The organism is Candidatus Methylopumilus planktonicus (assembly GCF_006364715.1).
GTDB classification, from domain to species: domain Bacteria; phylum Pseudomonadota; class Gammaproteobacteria; order Burkholderiales; family Methylophilaceae; genus Methylopumilus; species Methylopumilus planktonicus_A.
Genome location: NZ_CP040984.1, coordinates 929,724 through 945,140 on the forward strand (window position 1 = coordinate 929,724; position 15,417 = coordinate 945,140).

15 protein-coding genes are annotated in these 15,417 nt (G+C 39.6%); 4 read left to right on the plus strand and 11 right to left on the minus strand.

Annotated elements, in window-relative coordinates:
- Positions 1-20: 20 nt before the first annotated feature.
- Both pstB and FIT63_RS06925 read left to right on the plus strand, forming a co-directional pair.
- The gene (gene pstB, locus FIT63_RS04860; protein ID WP_046488514.1) at positions 21-800 is read left to right on the plus strand and encodes a phosphate ABC transporter ATP-binding protein PstB; all 780 of its coding nucleotides are present in this window, start codon (positions 21-23) and stop codon (positions 798-800) included.
- A 14-nt stretch (positions 801-814) separates the two neighbouring features.
- A complete protein-coding gene (locus tag FIT63_RS06925; protein WP_139884572.1) occupies positions 815-1,060 on the plus strand; it encodes a DUF6552 family protein in 246 nt (81 codons plus the stop codon).
- Here the strand turns inward: FIT63_RS06925 and glmM are convergent.
- The 4 genes from glmM to FIT63_RS04885 form a co-directional block, all read right to left on the minus strand.
- Entirely contained in the window at positions 1,057-2,409 is a 1,353-nt protein-coding gene (gene glmM / locus FIT63_RS04870) for a phosphoglucosamine mutase (RefSeq protein ID WP_140006808.1), read from the minus strand. The genes FIT63_RS06925 and glmM overlap by 4 nt on opposite strands.
- Positions 2,410-2,411: 2 nt before the next feature.
- Positions 2,412-3,242, minus strand: coding sequence for a dihydropteroate synthase (folP, locus tag FIT63_RS04875; RefSeq protein WP_140006809.1), 831 nt, complete (start codon positions 3,240-3,242; stop codon positions 2,412-2,414).
- Between the two features lie 38 nt (positions 3,243-3,280).
- Positions 3,281-5,119: an ATP-dependent zinc metalloprotease FtsH gene (gene ftsH, locus FIT63_RS04880; protein WP_046488527.1), complete on the minus strand. Its 1,839-nt coding sequence runs from the start codon at positions 5,117-5,119 to the stop codon at positions 3,281-3,283.
- Between the two features lie 131 nt (positions 5,120-5,250).
- Positions 5,251-5,868 carry an RlmE family RNA methyltransferase gene (locus FIT63_RS04885; protein WP_140006810.1) on the minus strand — a complete coding sequence of 206 codons (618 nt, stop codon included), beginning with the start codon at positions 5,866-5,868 and terminating at the stop codon, positions 5,251-5,253.
- A gap of 43 nt (positions 5,869-5,911) precedes the next feature.
- Here FIT63_RS04885 and FIT63_RS04890 point away from each other — a divergent pair, with 43 nt between their 5' ends.
- Complete coding sequence (locus tag FIT63_RS04890) at positions 5,912-6,199, plus strand: YhbY family RNA-binding protein (protein WP_140006811.1); 288 nt, start codon at positions 5,912-5,914, stop codon at positions 6,197-6,199.
- On the opposite strand, the gene FIT63_RS04895 is transcribed toward FIT63_RS04890, so the two are convergent.
- The 6 genes from FIT63_RS04895 to FIT63_RS04920 form a co-directional block, all read right to left on the minus strand.
- Positions 6,200-6,646: a DUF4149 domain-containing protein gene (locus FIT63_RS04895; RefSeq protein ID WP_140006812.1), complete on the minus strand. Its 447-nt coding sequence runs from the start codon at positions 6,644-6,646 to the stop codon at positions 6,200-6,202.
- 34 nt (positions 6,647-6,680) lie between these two features.
- Complete coding sequence (greA, locus tag FIT63_RS04900; protein ID WP_140006813.1) at positions 6,681-7,160, minus strand: transcription elongation factor GreA; 480 nt, start codon at positions 7,158-7,160, stop codon at positions 6,681-6,683.
- A gap of 68 nt (positions 7,161-7,228) precedes the next feature.
- The gene (carB, locus tag FIT63_RS04905; protein WP_140006814.1) at positions 7,229-10,432 is read right to left on the minus strand and encodes a carbamoyl-phosphate synthase large subunit; all 3,204 of its coding nucleotides are present in this window, start codon (positions 10,430-10,432) and stop codon (positions 7,229-7,231) included.
- The gene (gene carA, locus FIT63_RS04910) at positions 10,419-11,567 is read right to left on the minus strand and encodes a glutamine-hydrolyzing carbamoyl-phosphate synthase small subunit (protein WP_140006815.1); all 1,149 of its coding nucleotides are present in this window, start codon (positions 11,565-11,567) and stop codon (positions 10,419-10,421) included. Before carA ends, carB begins: the two co-directional genes overlap by 14 nt.
- Before the next feature lie 146 nt (positions 11,568-11,713).
- Entirely contained in the window at positions 11,714-12,526 is an 813-nt protein-coding gene (gene dapB / locus FIT63_RS04915) for a 4-hydroxy-tetrahydrodipicolinate reductase (protein WP_140006816.1), read from the minus strand.
- Positions 12,527-12,530: 4 nt separating this feature from the next.
- Positions 12,531-13,163 (minus strand): outer membrane protein assembly factor BamE, encoded by a 633-nt coding sequence (locus FIT63_RS04920; protein WP_223259885.1) that lies wholly within the window; start codon positions 13,161-13,163, stop codon positions 12,531-12,533.
- A gap of 165 nt (positions 13,164-13,328) precedes the next feature.
- Here FIT63_RS04920 and fur point away from each other — a divergent pair, with 165 nt between their 5' ends.
- Positions 13,329-13,757: a ferric iron uptake transcriptional regulator gene (fur, locus tag FIT63_RS04925; RefSeq protein ID WP_140006817.1), complete on the plus strand. Its 429-nt coding sequence runs from the start codon at positions 13,329-13,331 to the stop codon at positions 13,755-13,757.
- Here the strand turns inward: fur and recN are convergent.
- Entirely contained in the window at positions 13,754-15,412 is a 1,659-nt protein-coding gene (gene recN, locus FIT63_RS04930; RefSeq protein WP_140006818.1) for a DNA repair protein RecN, read from the minus strand. The genes fur and recN overlap by 4 nt on opposite strands.
- Positions 15,413-15,417: the final 5 nt, after the last annotated feature.

Here is a 15,417-nt window from a genome sequence, read left to right on the forward strand (position 1 = left end):
TTTTATCTACAGGAAAAAAAATGGCACAAAATAAATTAAACATCAAAGCTGAAGCAAAGAATCTTAATTTTTTCTATGCAGACGGCACCAAGGCATTAAAGGATGTAAGCCTACCTGTTTATGAGAATAAAATTACAGCCCTCATTGGCCCTTCAGGTTGCGGCAAATCTACATTCTTACGTTGCTTTAACCGTATGCATGATTTATATCCTGGCAATCGCTATGAGGGTCAAATTCTTCTTCATCCAGACAACACCAACGTACTTGCTAAAGGTGTGGATCCGATCGAAGTTCGTATGCGCATCAGTATGGTGTTCCAGAAACCAAACCCATTTCCAAAGTCTATTTATGAGAACGTGGCATACGGCTTAAGAGTTCGTGGTGAAAGATCCAAATCTGCGGTGGATGACAAAGTTGAGGAGGCATTAAAAGGTGCTTCACTTTGGAATGAGGTCAAAGATCGACTTCAGGATTTAGCTTTTAATTTATCTGGCGGTCAACAACAACGTTTATGTATCGCGCGTGCGCTAGCGACAGATCCTGAAATTATGTTATTCGATGAACCCACATCAGCGCTTGATCCAATTGCGACAGTTAATATTGAGGAGCTTATGTCAGGCTTAAAAAATAAGCTGTCAATTTTAATCGTGACACATAATATGCAACAAGCCGCTCGTATTTCTGATTACACGGCCTATATGTATCTAGGTGAAATGATTGAGTTCGATGCCACGGATAAAATTTTCACGAACCCAGGTAGAAAAGAAACAGAAGATTACATTACAGGTAAGTTCGGCTAAGCCTTTTTTTTAAATTGCTTAAAGTCACACAAAAATTCCTCAAAAAAAATCTAAAGTGGTTTGCCACTTTTTTTATTCTACTAGGGCTTCTTCTTACCAACCTGAATCTCTATCCCTACAATATTTTTTCTCATAGCCTAGGCGTTTTAGGTTGGACGTTCACAGGCTATGTGAACAAAGATCGCGCTATCCTGATTAACTTCGGACTTCAAATTCCATTATTTATGATTGGTTATTTCAAACTTTTTGGAATGAGTTAAGCGGCTTCTTTAACTTTTTCTGCAATAAGGTTAGCGTAACTTTTAACTTCCTCTAAGTCTTGGCCTTCTACCATGACTCGAATCTTAGGCTCAGTGCCTGAAGCCCTTAGGAGTACACGGCCTTTGTCATTTAATTTTTCTCTCACACTTTTCACAGCATCCTGAATTGATTTATTTTTTTCTAAATCAATTTTTTTATGTGTTTCAACATTGATTAACACTTGAGGATACAGTGGTGAATCTTTTGTAGCCTCATACAGCGATTGATTAAGAAGCCGTAATGATTTTAAAACCTGTAGAGACGCGATGATGGCATCCCCTGTTGAATGCTGATCAAGGGTAAGTATATGGCCTGAGTTTTCGCCACCAATCGACCAGCCTTTTTCAAGAAGGGCTTCTAAAACATAACGATCTCCTACATGTGTCCTCATAAATTCAATACCAATATCATGAAATGCTTTTTCGATCGCCATATTGGTCATGAGAGTTCCAACCACTCCGCCCTTTAATTGATTTTTTTCTTTTAAGGCTTTTGCAATCACTAAAAGAAGCTGATCGCCATCAACAATGTGTCCTAAGTGATCAATCATCACGACACGATCTCCATCTCCATCAAAAGCAATACCTAAGTCTGCTTTATTTTTTAAGGTAGCTTCTTTAATCGTGTTGGGGTGTGTAGACCCTACATCTAAATTAATATTAAAACCGTTAGGCTCATTACCTATTGATATAACTTCAGCACCTAATTCAGAAAATATTTTCGGAGCCACATGATAAGTAGAGCCATGTGCGCAATCCAATACAATTTTGAGATCTCGAAGATTAAACTTTTCTGGAAAAGTACTTTTACAAAATTCGACATAACGACCTTCAGCGTCGTCTACACGCTTTGCTTTTCCAAGCTCACGAGGTAAAACTGTTTTAATAGGTTGGTTCAAAGCTGATTCAACTTCCGCTTCAAATGCATCAGGTAGTTTTTCACCAGCATCAGAAAATATTTTAATGCCGTTATCAGGAAATGGATTATGTGATGCAGAAATGACAATGCCCGCTTGCGATCTTAATACTTTTGTAAGGTAAGCAATAGCTGGTGTTGGCATAGGACCCGTTAAATATACATTGACCCCTGCCGCAATAAATCCTGACTCCAGCGCTGACTCCAACATGTAGCCTGAAACTCTTGTGTCTTTACCAATGACAACGCTCAGATGTTTTATTTTTTCATCTCGATTATTTCTAACTAGGATAGATCCAATCGCAAACCCAAGACGAATAAAAAAATCAGGTGTAATGGGATCTTGACCCACAACGCCTCGAATACCGTCCGTTCCGAAATAATGTCTTGTCATATTTAAGCCATACTCTGCGCTAATTGAATAATCTTAAAAGCGCTTTGTGTTTCTTTTACATCATGAACTCGTAATATTTTAGCCCCTTTTAATACAGAAAGGATAGCCGCTGAAATGCTTCCTGATAGATGATCGTCATGATCACCATTTAAGATTTTTCTAATGAATGATTTTCTAGAAAGCCCGACCAGAATAGGTAAATTTAAAGATTTGAATGATTCAATATTTTTTAGGAGATCTATATTATGCTCGAATGTTTTTCCAAACCCGAAGCCTGGATCTAAAATAATGCGGGATTTATCGATACCTTCATTCGCAATAAGATTTGCACGCTCCTCTAAAAATGATCTCACTTCACTCACAACATTTTTATAAGTCGGATTAAGTTGCATTGTCTTAGGCGTGCCTTGCATGTGCATTAAGCAGACGCCTACATTTGATTTTTTAATCAGATCGATCGCATTTGGTTTTTGTAGGGCATAAATATCATTGATCATCGCGACATCCATATCAATGACCTCTTTCATAACTTCCGGTTTGTATGTGTCAATTGAAATGGCGATATCAGAGATTTTTTTTATTGCTTCAATGATAGGTGTAATTCTTTTTAATTCTTCAACTGCACTTACAGGGTCAGATCCTGGCCGCGTCGATTCTCCACCAATATCAATGATATCAACACCCTCTTCGATCATTTTTTCAGCGCGCTTTAAAGCTTCGTTGAAATCTAAATACATACCGCCATCTGAGAATGAATCGGGTGTGATATTTAAAATACCCATCACGAGGGGACGCTTTAAATCATAGAAATGTTTATTTAACTGAAGCATCATAAAAAAACAAAGGCTAGATAAACTAGCCTCGATTTCATTTAGCCTTTAGCGCTCGGCTGGGGAACAACTGCAACCTTTGTGCCTGAAGATCCTTTATCAATCTTCGGAGGATTAGGTGTTTGTTTAGGTTTTGGTGGTCTCGCTTTTTTCCCTGCCATGATGTCATTAATTTGATCCGCATCAATCGTTTCATATTCAAGCAAAGCTTTTGCCATCGCCTCTACTTTGCGGCGATTTTTTTCAATCAACTTTCTAGCAACACTATATTGCTCATCAAGAATTCGACGAATCTCAGCGTCAACTTTTTGTTGAGTTGCCTCCGAAATTGTTTTGGAAGACATCGCACCAAAGAAAGAATCTTGATCTTGGCCCACATAAACCATCGTACCTAATTTATCTGACATACCGTAACGCGTTACCATATCACGTGCCAATTTCGTTGCACGCTCAAAGTCGTTCGATGCGCCCGTTGACATTTGCTTCATAAATACTTCCTCAGCAATACGTCCACCAAAGAGAATCGAAATTTCTTCTAGCATCTTATTTTTATAATTACTGATACGGTCGAACTCTGGCAGCTGCCATGTAAGTCCCAGCGCCCAGCCACGAGGCATAATCGTCACTTTGTGCACAGGATCTGCGTGAGGTAATAATTTTGCAACCACTGCATGACCTGACTCATGGAATGCTGTATTCATCCGCTCTTCTTCTCTCATCACCATGGATTTTCTTTCAGGGCCCATAAAGATTTTATCTTTGGCGTCTTCAAAGTCTTGCATATCGACTGTTCGTTTATTTCTACGTGCAGCAAACAATGCAGACTCATTCACAAGATTAGCTAAGTCAGCACCTGAAAAACCTGGCGTACCTCTCGCAATGATGCTTGCTTTCACATCAGGATCTGCTGGAATTTTTCTCATGTGCACCAAAAGAATTTCTTCGCGACCTTTAATGTCAGGAAGAGATACCATCACTTGTCGATCAAAACGTCCTGGGCGTAATAAAGCTTTATCGAGGACATCTGCACGATTGGTTGCCGCAATGACGATCACGCCTGAGTTAGGTTCAAAGCCGTCGAGCTCAACTAAAAGCTGATTCAGTGTTTGTTCACGCTCGTCATTACCACCACCTGAACCTTGACCGCGATGACGGCCTACCGCATCAATTTCATCGATAAAAATAATACATGGCGCGCTCTTTTTGGATTGTTCAAACATGTCTCTTACACGAGCAGCACCAACACCTACAAACATTTCTACGAAGTCAGATCCTGAAATGGTATAGAAAGGCACCTTAGCTTCACCCGCAATTGCTCGCGCTAGTAATGTCTTACCCGTACCTGGAGGTCCCACCATGAGAACGCCTCTTGGTATGCGACCACCTAATTTATGAAACTTGCTTGGGTCTTTTAAGAATTCAACAATTTCTGTGACCTCTTCTTTTGCTTCATCACACCCCGCTACATCAGCAAATGTTGTTTGATTATTTGTTTGATCAAGCTGTCTGGCTTTACTCTTACCAAATGAAAATGGGCCACCACCTTTGGAGCCGCCCTGCATCTGACGCATAAAGAAAATCCAAACGCCTACCAAAAGAATCATCGGAAACCATGAAATGAAAATACTCATCAGCACTGATTGCTGCTCTTCAGGCTTCGCTTCAACAATGACATTATTTTTTAGAAGGTCGGATACTAACCAAGGATCAGTTGGAGCATAGGTATTAAATTTCTTACCTTCGCTTGTTGTCCCTTTAATTCTATGATTATCAATCTCAACTTTGGCAATTCTGCCTTCTTTCACCTGCTGCATAAATTGAGAGTAGACAAGTGCTGTATCAGTTTTCGAAGACCCTGAAAACTGATTAAAAATAGTCATGAGAAGGAGTGCTATTGCAACCCAGATGGCAATACTTTTAAGAGTGTTGTTATTCAATTGGTGGATGACCTCGTATCATCTATTTTCATTAGTTAATTTTAAACCTAATTCCGTGACTATATTATGACTTTTTAAACTTTTGCAAAGCCCAGCAAATAAACCTCGCTACTTCGATCACGTGAAGCTTTAGGCTTTACTGTGATCACTTTTTCAAACTCAGGACGCATCTTTTTCACTAGCTCATCAAAATCAGCGCCTATAAAAGTTTTGACTAGAAAATGGCCACTTGGTTTCAGCCATTGTAAAGAAAAGTCTAGCGCAAGCTCAGTGAGGTGCATGACACCTGGCTGATCGACTGTCTTTATGCCTGTAATATTGGGGGCCATGTCTGAAATTACAAGGTCTATAGCTGAATTATTTAAGTAGGTTTCAAGCTCCCTTAAAGAGACCTCTTCTCTAAAGTCCCCTTGAATAAAATCGACCCTTGGAACTGGATCCATAGGCAGTAAATCCATAGCGATAATATGGCCTTTACCTTGAAGGAGTTTTGCCACCACCTGAGACCAGCTTCCAGGGCTTGAGCCCAAATCGACGACATTCATACCGGGTTTGATGAGTTTATATTTCTCATGGATCTCCATAAGCTTATAAGCAGCTCGAGATCGAAAGCCATCTTTCTTAGCTTGTTTAACGAAGGCATCATTGACATGCTCTTGCATCCAAGCCTTGCTAGTTCTTGTTCTTTTCATCTGTTAAAATCGACTCTTTAAAGATCTTAAGAAATTTTCTACCTTGAATTCAAAAGCCATTGCATACCTTCGAAGCTTAGCTCACACATTAAATCCAGTGGTGAGAATTGGTAATAAGGGTTTATCGGCATCCGTCATTAAGGAAATTGATCTTAATCTTAACGCACATGAGCTTATTAAAATTAAAATTCAAAATGATGATAGATCAGTTCGTGAATCCATGTTAAGTGAAATTTGTGGAGCACTTCAGGCAACAGCCGTGCATCATATTGGCTTACAAATTATTGTCTATCGTCAAGCGTCCGAACCTAAGATTGTCATACCCAAATAACTATCTAATTTTTAAGATTACAAAAACACCCAAGAAACACTCAAGTAAATAAGCAATACTTGAAACACCATGCCATGTTGCAAATCGATCAGCAAATACGCTTTCCATCACATCTTTCGGCATCGCTTCTAATTTGAATTTTTCTAAAAGTGGATTAATCCCTAAATGACTAATCAGAATTAAAACGAGCATCAACACAACCAACCAAAAGAAGCCTTGCTTTAATGCATTCGTGCCAAACTGATACACGCGCTGGATTAATAAATAAATACTAGTGGCCATGCCCACAAAAGCCATCATCTTAAAAAGCTGTCCCGCAATATTACCTGCGAGTTGCGCCTCAGGAATGAGCTTAAATAATTCATAAGCCACAATACCTACCACCCACAATCCACCTATCCAAAAGGTTGCGGCAATCAGTGCTAAATTTTCTAGCCATTGTTTCATTGTGTTTTTAGTTTAATACAAAAATGGATTGAATTTATAGATACTTGACATCTAATATCTCGTACGATTTGGCGCCACCTGGTGTATTGACTTCAGCCACATCGCCGATAGCCTTCCCGATAAATGCTTTTGCAATCGGTGAATTGATTGAAATCTTTTTCTGCTTAATATCAGCCTCATCATCGCCCACAATTTGGTAAGTAAAGATATCTTCGGTATCAAGATCTTGTGCTTCAACTGTGGAACCAAATACACACTCACTCTCACCTACAATTGAAGAAGGATCAATGACCATAGCGGTAGAAAGTTTGGCTTCAATTTCTGCTATGCGACCTTCAATAAAACTTTGACGCTCTTTCGCAGCTTCATATTCAGCATTTTCAGACAAGTCGCCTTGTGCTCTTGCTTCTGAGATTGCCTGGATGATATTAGGGCGATCAACACTTTTTAAGCGCTGAAGCTCTTCTTTGAGCTGTTCAGCACCTTTAATGGTCATGGGTATTTGTTTAAGCATATTCATTCCTAACAAAACAAAAACCACGCTCTTTAGATGGAGTGTGGTTTATAAAGGTCGAGTGTATTTTAAGTGAGTTCTTTATGCAAGCTTTGGATAGAATTGACCGTAATTTCTTCAACGAAGTTCATGCCAATACATGCGGCTTTAGCGCCTGCAATGGTCGTGTAATAGGTCACCTTGTTTTGTAATGCATATCTTCTGATTTCATAAGAGTCTGAAATAGCACGTTTATCTTCCGTCACATTCACGATAAAAGAAATTTCATTATTCTTAATCATATCCACAATATGAGGCCTTCCTTCTGCTACTTTATTGACCGGCTCAACATTTAAGCCCGCATCCATCAAAGCTTTTGCAGTACCTTTAGTCGCCACAATGGTAAAACCTAATTGATCTAATGATTTTGCAACCTCAACCACTTTAAGATGGTCTTCACGACGCACGCTGATAAATGCTTTCCCGCCTTTAGGTAATTTTGTAGATGAGCCGAGCTGGGATTTAATAAATGCTTCTGCAAATGTTTTACCTAAGCCCATCACTTCCCCCGTTGACTTCATCTCAGGCCCCAAGATGGTATCGACTCCCGGAAACTTAATGAATGGAAAGACAGCTTCTTTCACCGAGAAGAATTTCGGCACAATTTCTTTTGTAACTTTTTGTACCTTAAGGCTCGAACCAACCATAGCGCGGGCAGCAATTTTAGCTAACTGTAATCCACATGCTTTAGAAACGAAAGGAACGGTGCGAGATGCTCTCGGGTTTACTTCTAGCACATAAATCACGTCACCTTGAATCGCGAATTGAACATTCATAAGACCTACAACATTGAGTGCTTTTGCCATCTCAACTGTTTGCTTTCTTAATTGATCTTGAATTTTTTTAGACAAGCTATAAGGAGGAAGTGAGCATGCTGAGTCACCTGAGTGCACCCCGGCTTGTTCAATATGTTCCATAATGCCACCGATAATGACATCTTTGCCATCTGATAGCGCGTCCACATCAATTTCAAGCGCGTCGTTTAAAAAGCGGTCAAGGAGCACAGGGGAGTCATGAGAAACTTTTACAGCCTCCCTCATATAACGTTCAAGCTGTGCTTGTTCGTGCACGATCTCCATAGCGCGACCGCCTAAAACATAACTAGGCCTCACTACAAGTGGGTAACCAATTTCTTCTGCTAAACGAATGGCATCTTCAGGTGTTCTAGCTGTGCGATTGGGCGGCTGTTTAAGTCCAATCGAATTGAGCATTTTTTGGAAGCGCTCACGGTCCTCCGCCATATCAATAGCGTCTGGAGAAGTGCCAATAATTGGCACGCCTGCTTTTTCTAAATCTTTAGCTAGCTTCAAAGGTGTTTGTCCACCATATTGCACAATGACGCCAAGTGGCTTTTCAATAGCAACAATTTCTAAAACATCTTCAAGTGTCACAGGCTCAAAATAAAGTCGGTCTGACGTATCGTAGTCGGTTGATACTGTTTCAGGATTGCAGTTCACCATGATGGTTTCATAACCATCCTCACGCAATGCTAAAGCTGCATGTACACAACAGTAATCAAACTCAATACCCTGACCAATACGATTAGGTCCTCCACCTAAGACAATAATTTTTTTTCTATCCGTGGGTTTTGCTTCGCACTCTTCTTCATATGTCGAATACATATAAGCAGTATTTGTTGAGAATTCTGCAGCACATGTGTCTACACGTTTATATACTGGTCGCACATGATGCTTATGACGATACTGTCTAACGTCTTCTTGTTTAACTTCGAGAAGTTTTGCGAGTCTTCGATCAGAAAAGCCTTTTTGTTTTAAATCAAATAAATTTTGTTTAGACAAATCTTTGAGTGAAGTCCTTAACAAGCTTTTTTCAACATCAATAATATTTTTAATCTGATGGAGAAACCACGGATCAATTTTGGAATGTCCAAATACATCTTCAATCGACATACCTAATCTAAAGGCATCGCCAACATACCAAATACGCTCGGGTCCCGGCTCTCTCATTTCTTTAATGATGAGGTCTTGATCAGTCGTTTTTTCATCTAGGCCATCTACGCCTATTTCGAGACCTCTTAATGCTTTTTGAAAAGACTCTTGAAAAGTGCGTCCGATGGCCATAACCTCACCTACAGATTTCATTTGTGTCGTCAGTCTTGAATCTGCTTGTGGAAATTTTTCAAATGCAAATCTTGGTACTTTAGTGACTACGTAATCGATACTCGGTTCAAATGATGCAGGTGTTGCGCCACCTGTAATTTCATTTTTTAATTCATCTAATGTAAAACCTACTGCTAACTTTGCAGCAATTTTTGCAATAGGGAATCCTGTAGCCTTCGACGCTAAGGCTGAAGAACGTGACACACGAGGATTCATTTCAATGACAATCATGCGTCCATCTTCTGGATTGATTGCAAATTGCACGTTCGATCCGCCTGTGTCTACCCCAATTTCTCGAAGCACTGCGATCGATGCATTACGCATGATTTGGTATTCTTTATCTGTAAGTGTTTGCGCGGGAGCCACGGTAATGGAGTCGCCTGTGTGCACGCCCATTGGGTCTAAGTTTTCAATGGAACAGATAATAATGCAGTTATCTTTAGAGTCGCGAACGACTTCCATTTCATATTCTTTCCAACCAAGTAAAGACTCTTCTATCAGAAGTTCTTTCGTAGGGGATGCTTCAAGCCCTCTTTCACATATCGCTATAAATTCTTCACGGTTATATCCAATACCACCACCACTACCTCCCATCGTAAATGACGGGCGAATGATCGCTGGATAACCAATGCCTGCTTGAACTTGTATTGCCTCCTCCAAGCTATGCGCAATAGCTGACTTAGCAGATCCTAAGCCAATTTTATTCATGGCTTCTTTAAATTTTTGTCTGTCTTCAGCTTTATCAATGGCTTCTTTTGATGCGCCAATTAATTCGACTTTGTATTTTTTTAATACGCCATACTTGTCTAAATCAAGCGCGCAATTAAGTGCTGTTTGCCCACCCATAGTTGGAAGGAGTGCGTCTGGCTTTTCTTTGGCAATAATTTTTTCGACAATCTGCCAAGTAATTGGCTCGATGTAAGTCGCATCCGCCATCTCAGGATCTGTCATGATAGTTGCAGGATTAGAATTCACGAGAATGACACGATAGCCTTCTTCGCGAAGTGCTTTACATGCCTGCGCACCGGAATAATCAAACTCGCATGCCTGACCTATCACGATAGGACCAGCGCCAATGATGAGTATGGACTTAATATCTTTACGCTTTGGCATAGCTCTTTTTCTTTTTTTCGATGAGATCAATAAAGTGATCAAACAAATAACTCATTTCAGATGGGCCTGGACTCGCTTCAGGGTGTCCCTGGAAACTGAATGCGGGCTGATCAGATCTTTCTATTCCTTGCAAGCTGCCATCAAAAAGAGACTGGTGTGTAGCTAGCAAATGTTTAGGGAGTGAAGTTTGATCTACAGTGAAGCCATGATTTTGACTGGTAATAAATACGCGTTTTGTTTTTAAATCTTGGACGGGGTGATTAGCGCCATGATGTCCAAATTTCATCTTGGATGTTTTAGCGCCACTCGCCAAGGCTAAAAGTTGATGGCCTAAACATATACCGAAGGTTGGGTAGCCGTCATCGACCAATTTTTTTATCGCTTGAATAGCATACTCACATGGCTCCGGGTCTCCGGGTCCATTAGATAAAAATACGCCATCGGGTTTTAGGCGAACTACTTCTTCGTAAGAAGTTTCTGCAGGCACAACACTGACTTTACATCGCCTTGAAACTAGCATCCTTAAAATATTTTTCTTAATACCGTAATCAAATGCAACAACGTGATGATCTGATTCAACCTGATTACTGTAACCTTTAGATAACGACCACTCGCCTTGATTAAATATATAAGATTTTTTACAGCTCACAACCTTGGCTAAATCCATGCCAGAAATTCCTGGAAAGGCTTTTGCTTCTTCATGCGCTTTTTTATCGTCTTCTGATTCTGCAATAATGCAACCTGCTTGCGAGCCATGCTCTCTTAAATGTCTTGTGAGTTTTCTTGTATCAATATTTGCGATCGCAACAATATGATTTTCTTTTAAGTAATCTGAAAGGGTTTGTTCACTTCTAAAATTACTATCAATCATCGCTAAATCACGAATGATTAAACCACTGGCATAGACTTTGTCAGATTCGATATCTGCTTTATTAACACCTACATTGCCAATATGAGGATAAGTGAGCGTGACTATTTGTTTTGTATAGGAAGGATCAGTCAGAATTTCTTGATAACCCGTCATGGAGGTATTAAAAACAACTTCACCTGCGGTTAAACCTGGAGCCCCAATTGAAATACCTCGAAACTTAGTTCCGTCTGCGAGCACTAACACTGCCGACATATTTCGCGACAAAATGACTCTCCAGTATTTGCGAATTCAAGGGTTTGGGTACTGGATATACAAAACGGGAGAAGTGTTTAGCAGCTCCCGTTTCAAATATCGTAGATATTATAGTCGATTTAGCGCCTTAATTCAACGCACTAAACCTTGATAAATTGTTATTTGTCAGAAAGTCCCAAGACCTCCTGCATGTCAAAAAGACCTGTTTTTTGGCGCGATAAAAATTTAGCAGCCTTTAACGCCCCCTTAGCAAAGGTGGCTCGGCTTGAAGCTTTATGAGTTAATTCAATTCGCTCCCCTGTGCCTGCATACAAAACCGTATGATCACCCACAATATCGCCGCCACGAATTGTTGAAAAGCCAATCGTTGTTTGTTTACGCTCACCTGTATTGCCGAAACGTTCATACTGCGCATCTTTTTTAAGATCTCTGCCACTTGCTTTTGCAACAGCTTCACCTAATCTTAATGCCGTACCTGATGGAGCATCAATTTTATGTCGGTGATGCGCTTCAATAATTTCAATATCAAAATCATCTTTAAGTAATTGCGTTGCTTTTTCAACAAGCGAAATAAGTAAATTAACCCCTATGCTCATATTGGGGGCAAAAACAATAGGTATAGTTTTTGAAGCATCAAGAATCAATTTTTTTTCTTGGTCTGAAAATCCTGTTGTACCAATAACATATTTCACTTGATGCGCTTCGCATAATTTCAAATACTCAAGACTTGCTTCAGGCCTCGTAAAATCGATAAGCACATCAGCAGATGAAATTACTTTTGCGATGTCATGATCAATGTTAATGCCTGTTGAAATACCAAGAGCCTCTCCTGCATCGCGGCCTAATTTATGACTCGACTTGTGATCAATAGCGGCTATAAGTGCTAAGTCATTATCAGCAGCAATTTCTTGAATAAGGCTCTGGCCCATCCGGCCTGAAGCGCCCACGATAAGAATATTTATTTTACTCATACGATTAGAATCCTATTTTTTCTAACATCAAATCAAAATAATTTGGAGTAGTCTCAGCTGGTAGTGATTTCGTATCCTGAACCTTTGGAGCCTCAGGTTTTATATCTACAGGTTCTTTTTTAATATCTGTTGGAGTGACTTCCGTGACAGGTTTTTTCACCTCTGGCTCTATAGCTTTGACTGGCTCTGGCACATCTTTTTTCGGAGTCACAATTTTTTTATCTTCTTCAGGCACTTCTTTTTTAGGTGGTATAGCTTTCTCAATTGGCTTTTCATCGTCTTCCCAAAATTTTAATCGATCAAGCATGCTCTTTTCTTTTTGAGCTGGATTTTGTTTGGCCTCATTATTCTTAATCGGCGCTATCTCTTGACGATCTTCATTTCGACTCGCAATAGCCGGCACAACATCGCCCTTTACTTGAGCTAACAAATCTTTTTCAAACATCAAAATGACTCTTCTTTTCTCAATAATTGCACCATCTTTTTCCATCTGATAAAAATAATCCCATTGGTCTTTGTGGAAACTATCTGAAATGAGAGGCGTTCCCATTACAAACCGCACTTGGGTTTTTGTCATGCCTGGCTTTAATTGCATCATCATTTTTGAGGTCACTACATTACCCTGTTGAATTGGCATTTTGTAGGGTTTAATAGAGGGTAAGGAAGAAGAGCAAGCGGTGACTAAAAGACTTAAAACTAGAAGAAATATGCGCATTTTTATAACTTTAAACATAATGCGTATTAATATAACATGCTAGACAGTATTCAAAATACTTCCTAAAGCAAATTTTAAGGCGTTTCAATGGCACAAGATCATAAAGATTTAAAAAAATCAGGGCTTAAAGCCACGCTGCCCAGACTTAAAATCTTAAGTCTTTTTGAACACAGCGATGCGAAGCATCTTTCCGCTGAAGATGTGTATAAGCTTTTAATTAAATCTGGGGAAGATGTGGGTCTTGCAACAATTTATCGTGTGCTCACTCAGTTTGAACAGGCTGGTCTTTTAATGCGCCATCATTTTGAAAGTGATAAAGCTGTCTTTGAATTAAGCGACTCACAGCATCATGATCATCTCGTATGTGTGCAATGCGGTCATGTAGAAGAATTTTGTGATGATGAGATTGAAAAGAGACAAAAAATAATTGCGACTAAAAAAGGATTTACTATCCAAGAACATTCGCTTTATATCTATGCTGAATGCAATAAAAACCCCTGCCCCAACAAAGTCTAAGCCTGTAACATTTCTTTCGCGTGCGCCCTTGTCGTATCAGTAATCGATATGCCGCCTAACATGCGCGCAATTTCATCGATGCGCATCTTGTCATCCATCAAAAGAATATGGCTGAGTGTCTGATTATTTTCTTGTGTCTTAGATACTTTGTAATGATGGATAGCCAATGATGCTACTTGCGCCAAATGTGTAATCACTAACACTTGTCTTTGATCGTGATGGCCTAATTCTTTTAAAAGCTTACCTACAGTTTCCGCCACACTTCCTCCAATACCTACATCCACTTCATCAAAAATCATACAAGGCACATTCGCTTTTGAAATAGATGCAACACGAATCGCAAGGCTGAGACGAGAGAGCTCACCACCTGAAGCTGCTTTATGAATTGGTCTTGATTCTGCACCTAAATGAGATGCCACTAAAAATTCAATTTGTTCTAATCCGTGTGCCGTTGGATCTTGAGATGTAAGTTTGACTTCAAAACTTCCATGGCTAAAGGATAATTTTTGCATGGCCGCAGTAATATTTTGGCTTAAAGTTTCTGATGCAGTCTTTCGTGCCTCACTTAATAATTCTGCGCTTTTGTTAAAAGCTTCAAGGGCTGCTTTTTCTTTAGCATCAATACCATCATCTGATTGAAAAGACTCGAGCTCGTCCATGCGAGCTTGCCAAGTGAGCAACGTTGATTCAAAATCTTCAGGCTTAATACGATACTTCCTACCAAAATTATGAATCGCTTGAATCCGAGCTTCAATATCTTTAAGTCGCTCTGGATCTAAATCGACTTTTTGTAAATACCTATTAAGTGAACGAAGCAGCTCTTCTGTTTGAATATTGATTGAGTCGATAAGACCAGAAGACTCTTTTAATTTCTCATCAATACTAAGCGCGTGAGAAATTTTCTGCTGCACTAAATGAAGCCTATCAGAGATTGCCGTTTCATCTTTTTCTAAAAGTTCGATACAAAGATTAACATCCTCAATGAGTTCATTTCCATGCGACATCGTGACGTGATCTTGTTGCAAGCTTTCCCAGTCAGCCAAGGTGAATGAAAATTGTTTTAATTCCCTTAATTTATCTCTTAATTCTGCAAGTTCATCGCTATAGATTTGTGCATTTTTTTCGTACTCAGTTTTTTGAACATAAAGCTTATGCCACGCTTGGTAAAGTTTAGCAGTCGTCGCTGCCAGATCTGAGTGGCCACCAAAGTTATCTAAAATTTGTCTTTGTGCACTTAATTTTAAAAGGGAGTGGTGAGAGTTTTGACTATAAATATCAACGAGAGATTCGCCTAATTCTTTAAGTTGCTGGAGTGTGGCTACCTTACCGTTAATAAATGCTCTTGATTTACCGTCAGCATGGATGACTCTTCTTAGAATGAGTTCAGCGCCATCAGATTCCAGTTCATTTTCTTGTAACCAGTCGATCACTTCTTGATTATATTTAATATCAAAGATAGCGCTGATATCGGCTTTATCTTGATGAAGCCTCACGACCCCACCTTCGTTTCTCTGCCCCAATGCTAAAGACAAAGCATCAATGAGAATAGACTTTCCAGCACCTGTTTCGCCTGTTAATGCTGAAAAACCAGATTTAAAATCTAAGCTCATTTTGTCGACAATGACAAAATCAAGTATAGATAGATTAAGTAACATAGCCC